The sequence below is a fragment of the Aeromicrobium sp. UBA7512 genome (genome assembly GCF_002476985.1).
Classification (GTDB): domain Bacteria; phylum Actinomycetota; class Actinomycetes; order Propionibacteriales; family Nocardioidaceae; genus Aeromicrobium; species Aeromicrobium phoceense.
In genome coordinates this window covers 208,081-222,874 of record NZ_DLNK01000007.1, presented here as the reverse complement: position 1 = coordinate 222,874, position 14,794 = coordinate 208,081, and the positions used below count along the sequence as shown (strand labels likewise).

Below are 14,794 nucleotides of genomic sequence, written 5' to 3'. Positions count from 1 at the left end.
GTGTATCGAGACCATGGCGCACTCGACCCCGAACGCGCCCGCTACGCTGTGCGCATGTCGACGACCAGCACCTGGTGGCCCCTCCGCTGAGGAGGACTGTCGACGTACCCACGCCCAGACCCCCACATGGCGGTCTGGGCGTTGCTCGTCCGACCGCGGGAAGAAGACCACGATGACGCAAGAGCTCCTCGACGACGTGCTGGCCCAGCCCGCGTTCGCGCTGATCCGCGGACGCGAGGCCGACCGGGTCGCGCTCATCGGCGGCCCCCGGTCCGACATCGAGAGGCTCGCGGACATCCCGCTGGCCGAGGGCCCCGGACCGGCGTGGGACCACCTCGTGCTCGTGCCGTTCGCGCAGGTCGCCGAGCGTGGCTTCGAGGCTCACCAGGACGGCACGCCCCTCTCGGTGATCGAGGCGCGCTCGAACCACGACGTCGCCCTCGCCGACCTGCTCGAGCTGCTGCCCGACGGCCCCATCGACCTCGCCGACCGCGGTGGCTTCGAGACCTCCGACGAGGACTACGCAGCCATGGTGCGCCGCATCATCGACGACGAGATCGGCCAGGGAGAGGGCGCGAACCTGGTCATCGGCCGCCGCTACCGCGCCACCGTCGCCGACTGGGACCACACGAAGGCGCTCACCGTCTTCCGCCGCCTGCTCGAGCGCGAGCGCGGTGCCTTCTGGACCTTCTGCATCTTCACCGGCGACCGCTACCTGATCGGCGCGAGCCCCGAGCGGCACGTCAGCCTCGACGACGGCCAGCTGCGGATGAACCCGATCAGCGGCACGTTCCGCATGCGCGGCCTCGAGACCCACGCCGACCGCAAGCGCGAGCTGCTGAAGTTCCTCTCCGACGAGAAGGAGATCTACGAGCTCTTCATGGTCGTGGACGAGGAGCTCAAGATGATGTGCGACCTGTGCCACGAGGGCGGTCTTGTCCTGGGCCCGTACCTCAAGCCGATGAGCCACCTCGTGCACACCGAGTACCTGCTGGCCGGCCGCACGGATCGCGACCCGCGCGAGATCCTGCGCGACTCGATGTTCGCCGCCACGGTGACCGGCAGCCCGGTGGAGAACGCCTGCCGGCTGATCAAGCAGTACGAGCCGCAGGGCCGGGGCTACTACGCCAGCGTGGCGGCCCTCGTCGGTCGCGACGAGAACGGTACGCCGCGCCTCGACGCGCCCATCCTCATCCGCACGGCCGACGTCGACCTCGAGGGCAACCTCACGGTCACCGCGGGCGCCACGCTCGTGCGCGACTCCGACGCCGAGTACGAGACGAACGAGACGTGGGCCAAGGCGTCGGGCGTGCTCAGCGCGTTCGGCCTGGTCGCGGCCGCCCCCGAGCCGGTGGAGGGCTTCGACGCCTTCACCCGCGAGGACGACGTGCTCATCGCGCTCGGCTCACGCAACCAGCGACTGAGCCAGTTCTGGCTGAGCGACCAGTCCGGCACGCGCCCGACGCCCGCCCTGAAGGCCAAGCGCGTCGTGGTGCTCGACGGCGAGGACGACTTCGTCAACATGCTGTCCCACGTCTTCGGCGTGATGGGCATGACCACCGACGTGATCCGCCACGACGAGTGGACCGAGTCGGCGCTCGACGGCCACGACCTCGTGGTGATCGGTCCCGGCCCGGGTGATCCGCGCGACGGTGACGACGCGAAGATCGCCACCCTGCGGGCCGCCACGCGACGGCTGCTCGACCGCGGCCAGCCGTTTCTGGCGATCTGCCTGGGCCACCAGACGCTGTGCCACGAGCTCGGCCTCGACCTGGGCTACAAGGACATCGTCTTCCAGGGCACCCAGAGCGCGCTTCCCGTGCTGGACCGCACCGAGACCGTGGGCTTCTACAACACCTTCGTCGGCCGGGTCCCGGAGTCGGGTCTGCCCGAGGGTGTGACGGTGCAGACGGACCCGGCCACCGGTGACATCCACCTGGTGGCCGGGCCTCACTACCGCGGGATCCAGTTCCACGCCGAGTCGGTGCTCACCCAGAACGGCTACGCCATCCTGCGCGATCTCACCGAGGCGCTGCTGGGCTGACGCTCAGTTCTGCTGGCGAGCGAGGGCGCCCTCGTCGCTGCCGAGCTCGACCTCGATCTCCTGGGTCTTGTCGCCGCGCAGCACGGTCAGCTTGATCGTGTCGCCCGGCTTGTAGCCGCGCACCGTCGCGACGAGCGCGTCGTTGCTGGAGATCGGGTTGCCGTCGACCTGGGTGACGATGTCGCCGGCCTTGAGCCCCGCCTTCTCGCCCGCCGTGCCCGCGCGGACCTCGCCGATCTCGGCACCGATGCTGGTCACCTGATCATCGCTGGTGGCGTTGCGGACGTCGACGCCGATGCGCGCGTGCTCGACCGTCTGACCGTCGAGGATCTGCTTGGCGACGTTGTTCACCAGGTTGACCGGGATGGCGAAGCCGAGACCGACCGAGCCGTTGCCGTTGCCGCCGGTGTTGATGGCCGAGTTGATGCCGATGACCTGGCCCTCGAGGTTCACCAGCGGACCGCCGGAGTTGCCCGGGTTGATCGCGGCGTCGGTCTGGATCGCCGGGAACGTGGTGGCGCCGCCATCGGAGCCGTCGCCGGGGGAGACCGGGCGGTTCAGCGCGGACACGATGCCGGTGGTCACGGTGGACTCCAGGCCGAACGGCGAGCCGATCGCGACGACGGTCTGGCCGACCTTGACGTCCTTGGAGTTGCCGAGGGTCGCGGCCGGGAGGTCGCTGACGCCCTCGGCCTTGATGACGGCGACATCGGTGGCGACGTCGCGGCCCACGATCTCGGCCTTCGCGATCTTGCCGTTGTTGAACGCGACGGTGATCGAGCCGCCGTCGGCGGCGGCCTCGATGACGTGGTTGTTCGTCAGGATGGTGCCGTCCTCGCTGATGACGACGCCGGTGCCGGTGCCCGACTCGCCGCCACCGGTGACGTTGATCTTCACCGTGGCGGGCAGGACGGCGGTGGCGACGGCGGAGACGTCGCTCTGCGAGCCCGACGAGGACGCCGGACGGTCGAGGGACGTGCCGGTGACCGTGGTGCTGGTGCTCGTGTCGTCCTGCATCGCGTCGTAGATCGCGGCGCCGCCGGCGGCGGAGGCGCCCGCCAGCAGGACGATGCCGGTGGCGGCGGCCACGAGGCGACCGGCGCGGCGCTTCTTGCGCGGCTGGGGCGCCGGGGTGGTCCCGTAGAACGGCGTCGTGGGTCCACCCGGGTCGCCGGGGCCGCCGGCGAAGGTGCGGGTGGGCTCGTTCACGGCCACGGTGGGCTCGGTGTCCGAGCTGGGGGCGTCGGTGTACGACGGACGCTCCTCGGCGCGCGGCTCGGAGAACGGCCAGCCGCTCTCGGCCTGCGCGGGCTGGTGCGGCTCGTGCGGCGACGTCGGGGGCACGTAGGGGCGGTCGGCGTACGGATCACGCTGGTCTGTCATGGTTCAACCTTCCCGCGAGGACCTGAGAATCGCTTGTGAACAGGCTGGAGGAGCGCCCAGAAGCGCCCGCCGAACGACCGGATCCTCGACCACAGCCTTCTGGGTTTCGCGCGCAGATGCGTCACGTAGGTGACACGCTACGGTGACGGTCGTCATGTGAGGGTCCGAGGGGAGCTGCTGGTGTCCGCTGGCTTCAGCGTCGATGACGTGCTCGACGTCCTGGGTGGCGTTGCCGAGTGGTCCGACGACGGTTCCACCGTCGTTATACGAAACTCGCCCCGGTCTGGTCGAACCTTCGACGTGCGGCTCCCGGGCGCGGTGGACTATCTCGCGACTTTCGCTTCGACGCCGCTCGACGCGCGTCCCGAGGCGAAGAGTGATGCGATCTCCTACTTCGACCTCGACATCCTGGAGTTCACAGGAACGACCCGCAGCGAGGGTGATCCGATCATCATCGATGAATCTGGTCCGCGGTTGACCATCAATGTCCCCAACGAGTACCCGCTCGGGGTGTTGGAGGGTACGGCGGAGATCTACGCGATCAGGCCGGAGCCGGGCGCCACCACGCAGTGACGTCCCGCGAGATCGATCACGGCTCGTCGAGCGGGACGCTGAACGTGAACGTCGCACCGCGCCCGGGCTCGGAGGTCACATCCACGGTGCCGCCGTGGCGGTCGGCCGCGCGCCGGACGATGGCCAGGCCGAGACCCGAGCCGGGAAGGGTGCGGGCCTCGGTGGAGCGGTAGAAGCGGTCGAAGACGTGGGGCAGGTCCTCGGCGGCGATGCCGGGTCCCTCGTCGGCCACGGTGACGGCGCCGTGGTGCAGGCGGACCCGCACCGTGCCGCCGGGCGGGCTCCACTTCACGGCGTTGTCGAGCAGATTGGTCACCGCGCGCTCGAGCAGCTGGCTGTCGCCGATGATCCAGGTGGGCTCGAGCAGCACGTCGAAGGTGGCGTTCGAGGCGCGCAGCTCGACCCGCTCCACCGCGCGCCGCACCACGTCGGCGAGGTCGAGCGGCTCGGGGTCGCGGTGCAGCGGCTCGTCGCGAGCCAGCTCGGTCAGGTCGCTCACGAGCGTCGTGAGCTCGTCGAGCTGGGCGCCGACGTCGTCGAGCAGCTCGCGATGGGCGGTGGCGTCGAGCTGCCGCCCCGGCTGGCTGCTGGCCTGGCGCAGCAGGTCGATGTTGGTGCGCAGGCTCGTGAGGGGAGTGCGGAGCTCGTGGCCGGCGTCGGCGATCAGCTGGCGCTCGCGGCGCTGGGCGTCGGCGAGGGCCAGCAGCATCGCGTTGAAGGAGCGGGTCAGCCGGGCCAGCTCGTCCTCCTTGCCGCTGACGTGGATCGGCGTCAGCTCGCGGGTGACCGCGACCCTCTCGATCGCGCTGGTGAGCCGCCGCACCGGTCGCAGGCCGTTGCTGGCCACCGCCCAGCCCGCCACGCCGGCCAGGATCATGCCCGACAGGGTGGAGAGGATCAGCACGACCGTCAGTCGCTCGAGGGCGCGCCGGGTGGACTCCATCGACTGCGCGAGCATGAACGCCTGCCCGGGCCCGGCCTGGACGGCCACGACGCGGTAGGTCACGCCGTCGACGTGGGCGGTGCGGGCCGAGTTCTCCTCGATGCCCAGCGCCACCTCGCGCTCGCGGTTGTCGTAGGGGAACGCGTCGTCGGAGTGGACCAGGAACTCGCCGCCACCGCTCTTGATCGAGAGCAGCTGGATGCCTGCAAAGGCCAGCAGGTTGGCCTCGTCGGGGGTGAGGTTCTGCGGCGTGTACCCGGCGTCGACGGCCTGGTTCGCCCGCTTCAGCATCGAGTCGTCGAGCGCGCCCACGATCTCCTGGCGCACCAGCACGAAGATGCTGATGCTGATGATCGTCAGGACGGTGGCCACGGCCGCGGTCGTCAGCAGGGCGACGCGGCCGGCCAGCGACAGCCGCTTGGTGATCGGCTCGAGCAGCGTGTGAGCGACTGCGTGGACCCGATCGACGAGCATCACGGAGGCGTCTCCCGCAGCACGTAGCCCACGCCCCGCACGGTGTGCAGCAGGCGGGACTCGCCCTCGGCCTCGAGCTTGCGCCGCACGTAGCCGACGTAGACCTCGAGCGAGTTCGCGGTGGTGGGGAAGTCGAAGCCCCACACCTCCTCGAGGATGAACGAGCGCTCCAGCACGCGCTTGGGACGCTGCATGAACAGCTCGAGCAGGGCGAACTCGGTGCGCGTCAGCGAGATGGACCGCTCGCCACGCCGCACCTCGCGGGTGTTCGGGTCGAGCGTGAGGTCGGCGAACGTGAGCGCGGGCTCGTCGTCGAGCTCGTCGCGCGCCCGGCCGCCCCGTCGCAGCAGGGCGCGAACGCGCGCCAGCAGCTCCTCGAGGGCGAACGGCTTCGTCAGGTAGTCGTCGGCCCCGGCGTCGAGCCCGTCGACTCGGTCGCTCACGGCGTCGCGTGCGGTGAGCACGAGGATCGGCACGTCGTTGCCGGCCGCGCGCAGCGCCCGGGTGGCGTCGAGGCCGCCGAGCCGCGGCATCATCACGTCCATGACGATCGCGTCGGGGCCGGACTGGGCCACCTTCGCCAGGGCCTCGGCGCCGTCGCCGGCGACCTCCACCGTGTAGCCGTTGAACTCCAGCGAACGCCGCAGGGAGTCACGCACCGCGCGGTCGTCGTCGACGACGAGGATTCGCATGCCCGGCCGCCCCTACGCCGCGCCGTCGAGCAGGCTCTGGGCCGCGGCCGCCGCGCGGGCACCGTAGGCGCCGCCGAACATCACGGCGTGGACGAGCAGCGGGTGCAGCTGGTGCAGCGGCACGCGGTCGAGCCAGCCGTCCTGCAGCGGCGCGGCCTCGTGGTAGGCGTCGAGGATGCGCTGGAGGTGGGGTGCGCCGAACAGGGCGAGCATCGCCAGGTCGGTCTCGCGGTGACCGCCGTGCGCGGCCGGGTCGACCAGGTGCACGCCCTCGCTGGACCAGACGAGGTTTCCTGACCAGAGGTCGCCGTGCAGCAGGGACGGGGGCTCGGGGTCGGGCGTGAGCGAGGGCAGCCGCTTCATGACCTGCTCGATGACGCGCGCCTGCTCGAGGGAGAGCGAGCCGCGGTCGGCGGCGGCCTTGACGTAGGGCATCACGCGGCGGCTCGCGTAGAACTCCTCCCACGTCGGGGAGGGACGGTTGGGCAGCGGCGCCAGGCCGATCCAGCCGTCGTGGTCGGCGCCGAACCCGCCGGTGCCGGAGGCGTGCAGGGCCGCGAGACCGCGGCCGAACGACTCGGCCAGGTCGACCGAGGGCTTGGTGGGCTCGACCCACGCCAGGATGATGCACTCGTCGTCGGCCGCGAGGACCTCGGGCACCTTGACCCCGCCGGCCGCGCGCAGGCGGCGCAGCCCCTCGGCCTCGGTGGTGAAGAAGCCCGCGGGGGCCTGGGGCCGGGTCTTGATGATGGCGGAGCGGCCGTCGGTCAGCCGCAGCCGCGTGGTGGTGCAGATGTCGCCGCCGGCCACCGACGTGGTCGACACCACGGCGACATCCAGCAGCTTCTCCGCGAGCGCTGCGGTCCCCGCCATTCGTGCCATGTCCCTGAACTTACCGGCTGGAGTCAGTGGGCGGACGACAGCGGTCACGTCACGGAGTCGCCGGATCGCGGAAGGCGTTGAAGAGCAGGTGGTCCTCGGCGTCGTCGGCAGTGGTGAGGCGGAGGCTGCGCGCGGTCACGAGTCGTCGGAGAGGTGCCGGACGATCTCGCGGGTGGTGCGCTCGACCATGGCCAGGACCTCGTCGAAGCCCTCGGGTCCGCCGTACCAGGGGTCGGGCACCTCGGCGTCCGGGGCGTCGGCCTCCGGGTCGAACGAGCGGTACATGCGAACCTTGGCGCGCTGCTCGTCGGAGGTGGCCAGCGCCAGCACGTCGCTGTGGTTCGACGCGTCCATCACGAGGATGAGGTCCTGCTCGTCGAACCAGTCGGGCGTGAACGTGCGGGCCCGGTGGCGCGTGGCGTCGTAGCCCGCGGCGGTCAGGGTGGCGGCCGCGCGCTCGTCCATCGGCTGGCCGACGTGCCAGTCGCCGGTGCCCGACGAGGACACCTCGACGTCGTCGATGCCGGCCTGCGCCAGCTGGTGCTCCAGCACGACGTCGGCCATGGGGGAGCGGCAGATGTTGCCCAGGCAGACCAGGGCGACGCGGCGGGACATCAGTCGATGATCGCCGAGAGGATCGACTGGCACACCGAGATGACGACGGCGCCCAGGATCGCCCACCAGAACCCGTCGACGCCGAACTCGACGCCGAACGCCGAGGTGATCCACTCGGTCAGCAGCAGAAGCAGGGCGTTGATGACGACGAGCAGGATGCCGAGCGTCAGGACGATGAACGGCAGCGCGATGAGCTTGACGACCTGACCCACGAACAGGTGGACGATCGTGAAGACCAAGCCGACGATCGCCAGGGCCAGGACACGGTTCAGGGTCGTCTCGTCGGCGTCGCCGATGGTCATGTGGCTGCCCAGCAGGAGAGCCGCGAGCGCGAGCGCGACGCTGCTGACGAACCAGGAGGACAGGAAGCGTTCCATGCGTCTCACCCTAGAGGGGCGGCGGCAGCTCGTCGGCCGGGACGTGCCGGGCCGTCTGCGCCAGGACGATGCCGGCCAGCACCGCCAGGACGCCGATCACCTGCACCGCGTCGAGGGTCTCGGAGAACCACAGCCACCCCACGATCACCGCGACGACGGGCTCGAGCATGGCCGTCACCGAGGCCTTCGAGCTGGACAGGTCGCGCAGCGAGGCGAGGTACAGGAAGAAGGGCAGCACCGTGCCGAGCAGTACGACCGACGCCATCGCGAGCCAGGCCGGCACGGTGAACTCCGCGAGGCGCCCCAGCATCGAGGCGTCGTTCGCCAGGGCGCTCGTGCCCTCCCAGCCGCCGAGGACGTTCATCACGATGGCGCCCACGCCGAACGACCAGACCACGGTGCGCAGGGCGGTCAGCGGCTCGGCCGCCGAGGATGTCAGCTCCTCGCCGAGCAGGAAGTAGGCGGCGAAGCAGACGGCCGCAGCGAGGGCCATCAGCACGCCGATCCCGTCGAGGCTCAGCCCGTCCCAGACCTGTCCCACGAGTGCGAGGCCCAGCAGTGCCAGCGCGATCGCGGGCCACACGCGCGGGTGCACGGGCTCGCGGCGAACGAACCTCACCCAGAGCACGACCAGCACCGGCGCGAGGTACTCCAGCAGCAGCGCGACGCCGATCGGCAGCCGCATGATCGCGATGTTGTAGGTCCACTGGACGAACGCGACGCCCACGACGCCGAGCGCGAGGACGAGCAGCAGGTCCCGTCCTCGTGGCCGGCGCAGCGCCGACCGGTCGAACGCGACCGCGATCAGGAAGAAGGTCAGGAACGCGAACGTGACGCGGATGGTCGTGTACGTCGCGGTCGGCAGGCCCGCCTCCATCGGGATCCGGGTGACCCCGGCGTTGATCCCGAAGAAGACCGCGGCGGTGACGACGAGCGCGTAGCCACGGCGCACGTGGGGCTGGGGCACCGCACGATCATCGCACCGCCGGTCGTCAGGGGCCGGACGGCCCGGCGGTCGTACGCTCGAGCCATGACCGACCCCCGTCCTCGACACGTGCTGGCCGCCATCCCCGCCTACCGCCCGGGCCGGCCCGCGCACGCCGAGAGCCACAAGCTCTCCAGCAACGAGAACCCGTTCGAGCCCCTGCCCGGGGTCGTGGAGCGCGCGGCCGCTGGGCTGCTGCGGATGAACCGGTACCCCGACCCCGGCGTCACCGAGCTGGGCGAGGCGCTGGCGAAGCGGACGGGCCTCACGACCGACCACTTCGCGTTCGGCACCGGGTCGGTCTCGGTGCTGTTCGGGCTGCTCGACGCGTGGTGCGGTCCCGGCGACGAGGTCGTCTACCCGTGGCGCTCGTTCGAGGCCTACCCGATCGCGGTGGACCTGCCCGGCGCGACCTCGGTGCGCGTGCCGCTGACGGCCGACCACCGGCACGACCTCCCGGCGATGGCCGACGCGATCACCGACCGCACGAAGGTTGTGCTCGTCTGCACGCCCAACAACCCCACCGGCCCGATCGTCACCGACGCGGAGTTCGAGGCGTTCATGGCGCGCGTCCCGTCGCGCGTGCTCGTGGTGGTCGACGAGGCCTACCTCGAGTTCGTCCGCGACCCCGAGGCGCTCTCGGGTGCCGCGGCGCTGGAGCGCCACCCGAACGTCGTGGTGCTGCGCACGTTCTCGAAGGCCTACGGACTGGCGGGGCTGCGGATCGGCTACTCGATGGCGCACCCGGCGATCACCGAGGCGATCCGGAAGGCCCTGCCGCCGTTCGGCGTCACCGACGTCGCGCAGGCGGCCGCGCTGGCCTCCCTCGACGCCATCGACGCGCTGACCGAGCGGGTGGAGGCGATCGTCGCCGAGCGCACCCGCGTGTTCGACGCGCTGCGTGAGCAGGGCTGGGACGTCCCGGCGACCCACGCGAACTTCGTCTGGCTCCCGCTGGGCGACCGCTCCGCCGAGTTCGCCGACCACGCCCACCCGATCTCGGTGCGCCCCTTCCCCGAGGGCGTCCGCGTCACCATCGGCTCCCCGGAGATCAACGACGCCTTCCTCGCCCGCGCGGCGGCGTTCCGGCGCTGAGTACGGCGCCGGACACTCCGGCCGCCTGATAGCCTCTGAACAGATGTGATGCCTGTCACATCGACGGCCCTACGCTCACCACCCCGAGCCGCGGCCGTGTCACTGGGGCGGTGATCCCGCCCCCGGCAAGGAGGCAGTCATGGGCCTACCCATCTCCCAGACCCTGGCGCCCGACGGCGAGCTCGTCGCGGCGCACGACTTCACCCCCGAGGAGCTGCGCGGGTTCCACCGAGACCTCGTGCTCGCCCGGCGCATCGACTCCGAGGCGTTCGCGCTGCAGCGGCACGGCGAGCTGGGCCTGTGGGCCCCGATGCTCGGCCAGGAGGCCGCCCAGATCGGCAGCGGACGCGCGCTGGCCCCGAACGACTTCGTCTTCCCGTCCTACCGCGAGCACGCCGTCGCGTGGTGCCGCGGACTCGACCCCGCCCTGCTGCTCAGCCTGTTCCGCGGCACGAGCCTCGGCGGCTGGGACCCCGCCAAGTACGGGTACGCGCTGCCCGCGATCATCATCGGCGCGCAGACCCTGCACGCGGTCGGCTACGGCATCGGCCTGACCCTGGAGGGCAAGGAGGACGCGGTCGTCACGTACTTCGGCGACGGCGCCACCAGCCAGGGCGACACGAACGAGGCGTTCGCGTGGGCCGCGTCCTACAACGCGCCCGTCGTCTTCTTCTGCCAGAACAACCACTACGCGATCAGCATCCCGCTCGAGCGCCAGACCCGGGTGCCGATCGCCCAGCGCGCCGCCGGCTTCGGGTTCCCCGGCGTCCGCGTGGACGGCAACGACGTGCTGGCCGTGCACCAGGTCACGAGCGAGGCGCTCGCGAAGGCGCGCTCGGGCGGCGGGCCCACCCTCATCGAGGCGATCACCTACCGGATGGGCGCGCACACCACGTCCGACGACCCCAGCCGCTACCGGGACCCGCACGAGGCCGACGAGTGGGCCGAGCGCGATCCGCTGCTGCGCCTGCGGAATCTGCTCGAGCGCACCGATCCCGGCTTCGCGGAGTTCGACGCCGAGGTCAAGGCCGAGGCCGACGAGCTCGGCGCCCACCTGCGCGAGGTCTGCGGAAACCTGCCCGATCCCGATCTCGCCGACCTGTTCGAGCACGTGTACGCCGACCTGCCACCGGAGCTGGTGGCGCAGCGCGAGGAGGTGCGGTCATGGAGCTGAGCATCGGCAAGGCCCTCAACGCGGGCCTGCGAGCAGCCATGGACGACGACGCGAAGGTCGTCCTGATGGGAGAGGACATCGGCCGCCTCGGCGGCGTCTTCCGGGTCACCGACGGACTGCAGAAGGACTTCGGCGACCAGCGGGTCATGGACACGCCGCTGGCCGAGTCCGCCATCGTCGGCGCGGCGGTCGGCATGGCCTACCGCGGCTTCCGGCCGGTGGTCGAGATCCAGTTCGACGGGTTCGTCTACCCGGCCTACGACCAGATCGTGAACCAGGTGGCGCGGCTGCGCTTCCGCAGCAGCGGCTTCGTCAAGGTTCCGATGGTCATCCGCATCCCCTACGGCGGCGGCATCGGCGCGGTCGAGCACCACTCGGAGAGCCCCGAGGCGCAGTTCGTCATGACGCCCGGGCTCACGGTGGTGACGCCGTCGAACGCGCACGACGCGTTCTGGATGATGCGCCAGGCCATCGCGTCGGACGACCCGGTGATCTTCCTGGAGCCGAAGCAGCGCTACTGGGACACCAGCGAGGTGCGCGACGAGGCGGACCTGGGCCTGCACGAGAGCCGCGTCGCGCGGCAGGGGGACGACGTGACGGTCGTCGGTTACGGCCCGGTCGTCAAGACGTGTCTCGCCGCGGCCGACGAGGCCGATGCGTCGCTGGAGGTCATCGACCTGCGCTCGCTGTCGCCGCTGGACCTCGGTCCGGTGATGGAGTCGGTCAAGCGCACCGGTCGTGTCGTGGTGGTGCACGAGGCGGCGCGGACCCTCGGCCTCGGTGCCGAGCTGGCCACGCGGATCACGCAGGAGTGCTTCTACTCGCTGGAGGCGCCGGTGCAGCGCGTCACGGGCTACGACATGCCCTACCCTCCGTGCCGCGTGGAGCACGACCACCTGCCGAGCGTCGAGCGGATCCTCGACGCCGTCGACATCACGGGGGAGTTCTGATGGGCACGGTCACGAGCGGCGAGTTCCGCCTGCCCGACGTCGGCGAGGGCCTCACCGAGGCCGAGATCGTCTCCTGGCACGTCAGTGTCGGTGACGAGATCGAGGTCAACGCACCGCTGGTCGACATCGAGACGGCCAAGTCGATCGTCGAGCTGCCCAGCCCGTTCGCGGGCCGCGTCGAGGAGCTGATGGTCTCCGAGGGCGACACCGTCGCCGTGGGCACCCCGATCGTCCGGATCGGGTCCGGTGACGCATCGGCCTCGGCCCCGGCGAAGGTCGCCGACCGCGAGCCGACCGCCGAGGTCCCGGAGAAGAAGCTCGAGGTGCTCGTCGGCTACGGGCCCAGCACGGGCCGGCGCCGCACACGGAACCGGGCGGCCCCGGTGGACGCCGGCGCCGCCCGCGCCGCGGTCCGCGTGCTGGCGAAGCCGCCGGTGCGCAAGCTCGCCAAGGACCTCGGCATCGACCTCTCGAAGGTCCCGGCCAGCGGCGACGTGGTGACGCGCGCCGAGGTCGAGGCCTTCGCCCGCGGTCACGGCGCGGACGCCGTCACCGCGGCGCCAGTTTCGGGGGTGCGGCGGGCGACGGCCGAGGCGATGATCGCCTCGGTCGCCGTTCCGCAGGCCACCGAGTGGGTCACGGTCGACGTCTCGGCCTCGGTCGACCTGGTCGAGCGGCTCAAGCGCGACCGGCGCTTCGAGGGTGTCCGGGTCACGACGACGCTGCTCACGGCGCGGGCGATCTGCCTCGCGCTGCGTCGCACTCCCGACCTGCACGCCCGCTGGAACGAGTCGACGATCGAGCACCCGGCGTCCGTGGGCCTGGGCATCGCCGCCGCCACCGAGCGCGGCCTGGTCGTCCCGGTCGTGCGCGAGGCGGAGGGGCTGTCGCTGCCCGACCTGGGACGGGCGATCGACGAGCTCGTGGCCACGGCGCGCGCCGGTCGCATCCAGCCCGACCAGATGTCCGGGGGCACGTTCACGCTGACGAACATCGGCGTGTTCGGGATCGACGGCGGGACGCCGATCCTGCCGCCCGGCCAGTCGGGGATCCTCGCGCTCGGCCAGGTGGCCCGGCGGCCGTGGGTCGTGGGCGACGAGGTCGTGCCGCGCTGGGTCACCACGCTGGCGGTCACGTTCGACCACCGCGTGGCCGACGGCGAGCAGGCGTCGAGGTTCCTCGCGGACGTCGCGGCGATCCTCGAGGACCCGGCGATGGCGCTGGCCTTCTGAGACGCTGGCAGTGACGTTCGCGGGGTCGACACGCCGTTTCATGCCCCCCGAACGTCACCGCCAGCGCTGCGGGGGCACACTGGATCAGTGAACGACCAGGGCCAGCAGTACCGCGGCGCCTGGACCGTCTGGATCGTCGGGCTGGCGGCCTACCTGCTGGCGGTCTTCCATCGTTCGTCCCTCGCGGTCGCGGGCCTGGTGGCCGGCGAGCGGTTCGACATCAGCGCCGCCCAGCTCTCCACGTTCGTGATGCTGCAGCTGCTGGTCTACGCCGGCATGCAGATCCCCGTGGGACTGGCGGTCGACCGGTTCGGCCCGCGCGCGGTGATGCTCGCCGGCGCGGCGGTGCTGACGCTGTCGCAGGCCGGGTTCGCGTTCGCGGAGTCCTACGCCACGGCGCTGACCGCGCGCTTCTTCGTCGGCATGGGCGACGCGATGACGTTCGTGTGCCTGCTGCGTCTCGTCAACGCGTGGTTCTCGCCCGGCCGGATCCCGCAGATCACGCTGCTCACCGGGCCGATCGGCCAGCTCGGCGGGATCATCGCCGCGGTGCCCATGACGTGGGCCTTCAGCAACCTGGGCTGGACCAAGGCCTACCTGGTCGCCGCGGGGCTCGGCCTGATCGTGACGGTCGCGGTGCTCCTGCTGGTGCGCGACGAGCCGCACGCGCGGTCGGTCCGCGGGCCGGCCCTGTCGTGGACCCGCATCCGGACGTCACTAGCTGCGTCCTGGGAGCACCCCGGCACGCGGCTCGGCTTCTGGATGCACTTCGTGACCCAGTTCAGCTCCACCGTCCTGGGCCTGCTGTGGGGGTATCCGTTCTTCGTGCGCGGCGAGCACACCTCCGAGGCCTTCGCGGGCACGCTGCTGACGCTGATGGTCGTCGCGGTCATGTTCGCCGGGCCCGTGCTCGGCCGGCTCATCGGCAACCATCCGTGGCACCGCTCCACGATCGTGCTGACGATCGTGTCGTCGATCGTGGTGGCCTGGACGGCCGTGCTGGCGTGGCCAGGCGACGCGCCGGGCTGGCTGCTGGTGGTCCTGGTGATCGTGGTGGGCGTGGGCGGACCCGCCTCGATGATCGGGTTCGACCTCGTGCGCACGTCCAACCCGATCGACCGGCTCTCCACCGCGACGGGCATCGTCAACCAGGCGGGCTTCCTCGCGAGCCTCATCACCGTGATCGCGATCGGGGTGATCCTCGACGCCACTGGCCAGAACTTCAAGGCGGCGATGAGCTTCCAGTACGTGCTGTGGGCCCTCGGCCTCGCCCAGGTGTGGCGCTACCGCGTGAAGACCCGCGCCCGCCTCGTGCGCGACGACCCCGACCGCTGGGCGCGCCACGCCGGCCTCGGCTGATCTCGGCAGCGGCGAG

The 14,794-nt window shown here is 71.4% G+C and carries 14 protein-coding genes; 7 read left to right on the top strand and 7 right to left on the bottom strand.

Annotated features, from left to right (window positions below; all coding sequences use genetic code 11):
• Window positions 1-172 precede the first annotated feature (172 nt).
• The gene (locus B2363_RS12015) at window positions 173-2,044 is read left to right on the top strand and encodes an anthranilate synthase family protein (RefSeq protein ID WP_286930516.1); all 1,872 of its coding nucleotides are present in this window, start codon (window positions 173-175) and stop codon (window positions 2,042-2,044) included.
• 3 nt (window positions 2,045-2,047) lie between these two features.
• On the opposite strand, the gene B2363_RS12010 is transcribed toward B2363_RS12015, so the two are convergent.
• Complete coding sequence (locus tag B2363_RS12010; RefSeq protein ID WP_286930513.1) at window positions 2,048-3,427, bottom strand: S1C family serine protease; 1,380 nt, start codon at window positions 3,425-3,427, stop codon at window positions 2,048-2,050.
• Between the two features lie 207 nt (window positions 3,428-3,634).
• Here B2363_RS12010 and B2363_RS12005 point away from each other — a divergent pair, with 207 nt between their 5' ends.
• Window positions 3,635-4,000: a hypothetical protein gene (locus B2363_RS12005; protein WP_286930511.1), complete on the top strand. Its 366-nt coding sequence runs from the start codon at window positions 3,635-3,637 to the stop codon at window positions 3,998-4,000.
• A 16-nt stretch (window positions 4,001-4,016) separates the two neighbouring features.
• Here B2363_RS12005 and B2363_RS12000 read toward each other — a convergent pair whose 3' ends face one another.
• The 6 genes from B2363_RS12000 to B2363_RS11975 all read right to left on the bottom strand — a co-directional run bounded on the left by B2363_RS12000 (window position 4,017) and on the right by B2363_RS11975 (window position 8,950).
• Complete coding sequence (locus tag B2363_RS12000; RefSeq protein ID WP_286931529.1) at window positions 4,017-5,417, bottom strand: sensor histidine kinase; 1,401 nt, start codon at window positions 5,415-5,417, stop codon at window positions 4,017-4,019.
• A complete protein-coding gene (locus B2363_RS11995) occupies window positions 5,417-6,109 on the bottom strand; it encodes a response regulator transcription factor (protein WP_078699795.1) in 693 nt (230 codons plus the stop codon). The genes B2363_RS12000 and B2363_RS11995 overlap by 1 nt, the downstream gene beginning before the upstream one ends.
• A 12-nt stretch (window positions 6,110-6,121) precedes the next feature.
• Window positions 6,122-6,991 carry a fructosamine kinase family protein gene (locus B2363_RS11990; protein WP_181753895.1) on the bottom strand — a complete coding sequence of 290 codons (870 nt, stop codon included), beginning with the start codon at window positions 6,989-6,991 and terminating at the stop codon, window positions 6,122-6,124.
• A 135-nt stretch (window positions 6,992-7,126) separates the two neighbouring features.
• Window positions 7,127-7,606 carry a low molecular weight protein-tyrosine-phosphatase gene (locus B2363_RS11985; RefSeq protein WP_286930506.1) on the bottom strand — a complete coding sequence of 160 codons (480 nt, stop codon included), beginning with the start codon at window positions 7,604-7,606 and terminating at the stop codon, window positions 7,127-7,129.
• Window positions 7,606-7,983 (bottom strand): phage holin family protein, encoded by a 378-nt coding sequence (locus B2363_RS11980; RefSeq protein WP_286930504.1) that lies wholly within the window; start codon window positions 7,981-7,983, stop codon window positions 7,606-7,608. Before B2363_RS11980 ends, B2363_RS11985 begins: the two co-directional genes overlap by 1 nt.
• 10 nt (window positions 7,984-7,993) lie before the next feature.
• Complete coding sequence (locus B2363_RS11975; RefSeq protein ID WP_181753901.1) at window positions 7,994-8,950, bottom strand: EamA family transporter; 957 nt, start codon at window positions 8,948-8,950, stop codon at window positions 7,994-7,996.
• Between the two features lie 63 nt (window positions 8,951-9,013).
• Here B2363_RS11975 and B2363_RS11970 point away from each other — a divergent pair, with 63 nt between their 5' ends.
• The 5 genes from B2363_RS11970 (at window position 9,014) to B2363_RS11950 (ending at window position 14,778) form a co-directional block, all read left to right on the top strand.
• Window positions 9,014-10,063 carry a histidinol-phosphate transaminase gene (locus tag B2363_RS11970; protein ID WP_286930502.1) on the top strand — a complete coding sequence of 350 codons (1,050 nt, stop codon included), beginning with the start codon at window positions 9,014-9,016 and terminating at the stop codon, window positions 10,061-10,063.
• A 139-nt stretch (window positions 10,064-10,202) separates the two neighbouring features.
• The gene (gene pdhA, locus B2363_RS11965) at window positions 10,203-11,237 is read left to right on the top strand and encodes a pyruvate dehydrogenase (acetyl-transferring) E1 component subunit alpha (RefSeq protein WP_286930500.1); all 1,035 of its coding nucleotides are present in this window, start codon (window positions 10,203-10,205) and stop codon (window positions 11,235-11,237) included.
• Window positions 11,228-12,187 (top strand): alpha-ketoacid dehydrogenase subunit beta, encoded by a 960-nt coding sequence (locus B2363_RS11960; RefSeq protein WP_286930498.1) that lies wholly within the window; start codon window positions 11,228-11,230, stop codon window positions 12,185-12,187. The genes pdhA and B2363_RS11960 overlap by 10 nt, the downstream gene beginning before the upstream one ends.
• The gene (locus B2363_RS11955) at window positions 12,187-13,419 is read left to right on the top strand and encodes a dihydrolipoamide acetyltransferase family protein (RefSeq protein WP_286930496.1); all 1,233 of its coding nucleotides are present in this window, start codon (window positions 12,187-12,189) and stop codon (window positions 13,417-13,419) included. Before B2363_RS11960 ends, B2363_RS11955 begins: the two co-directional genes overlap by 1 nt.
• Window positions 13,420-13,506: 87 nt before the next feature.
• Window positions 13,507-14,778, top strand: a complete 1,272-nt coding sequence (locus B2363_RS11950) for an MFS transporter (protein WP_286930494.1) — start codon at window positions 13,507-13,509, stop codon at window positions 14,776-14,778.
• The last annotated feature ends 16 nt before the right edge of the window (window positions 14,779-14,794 follow it).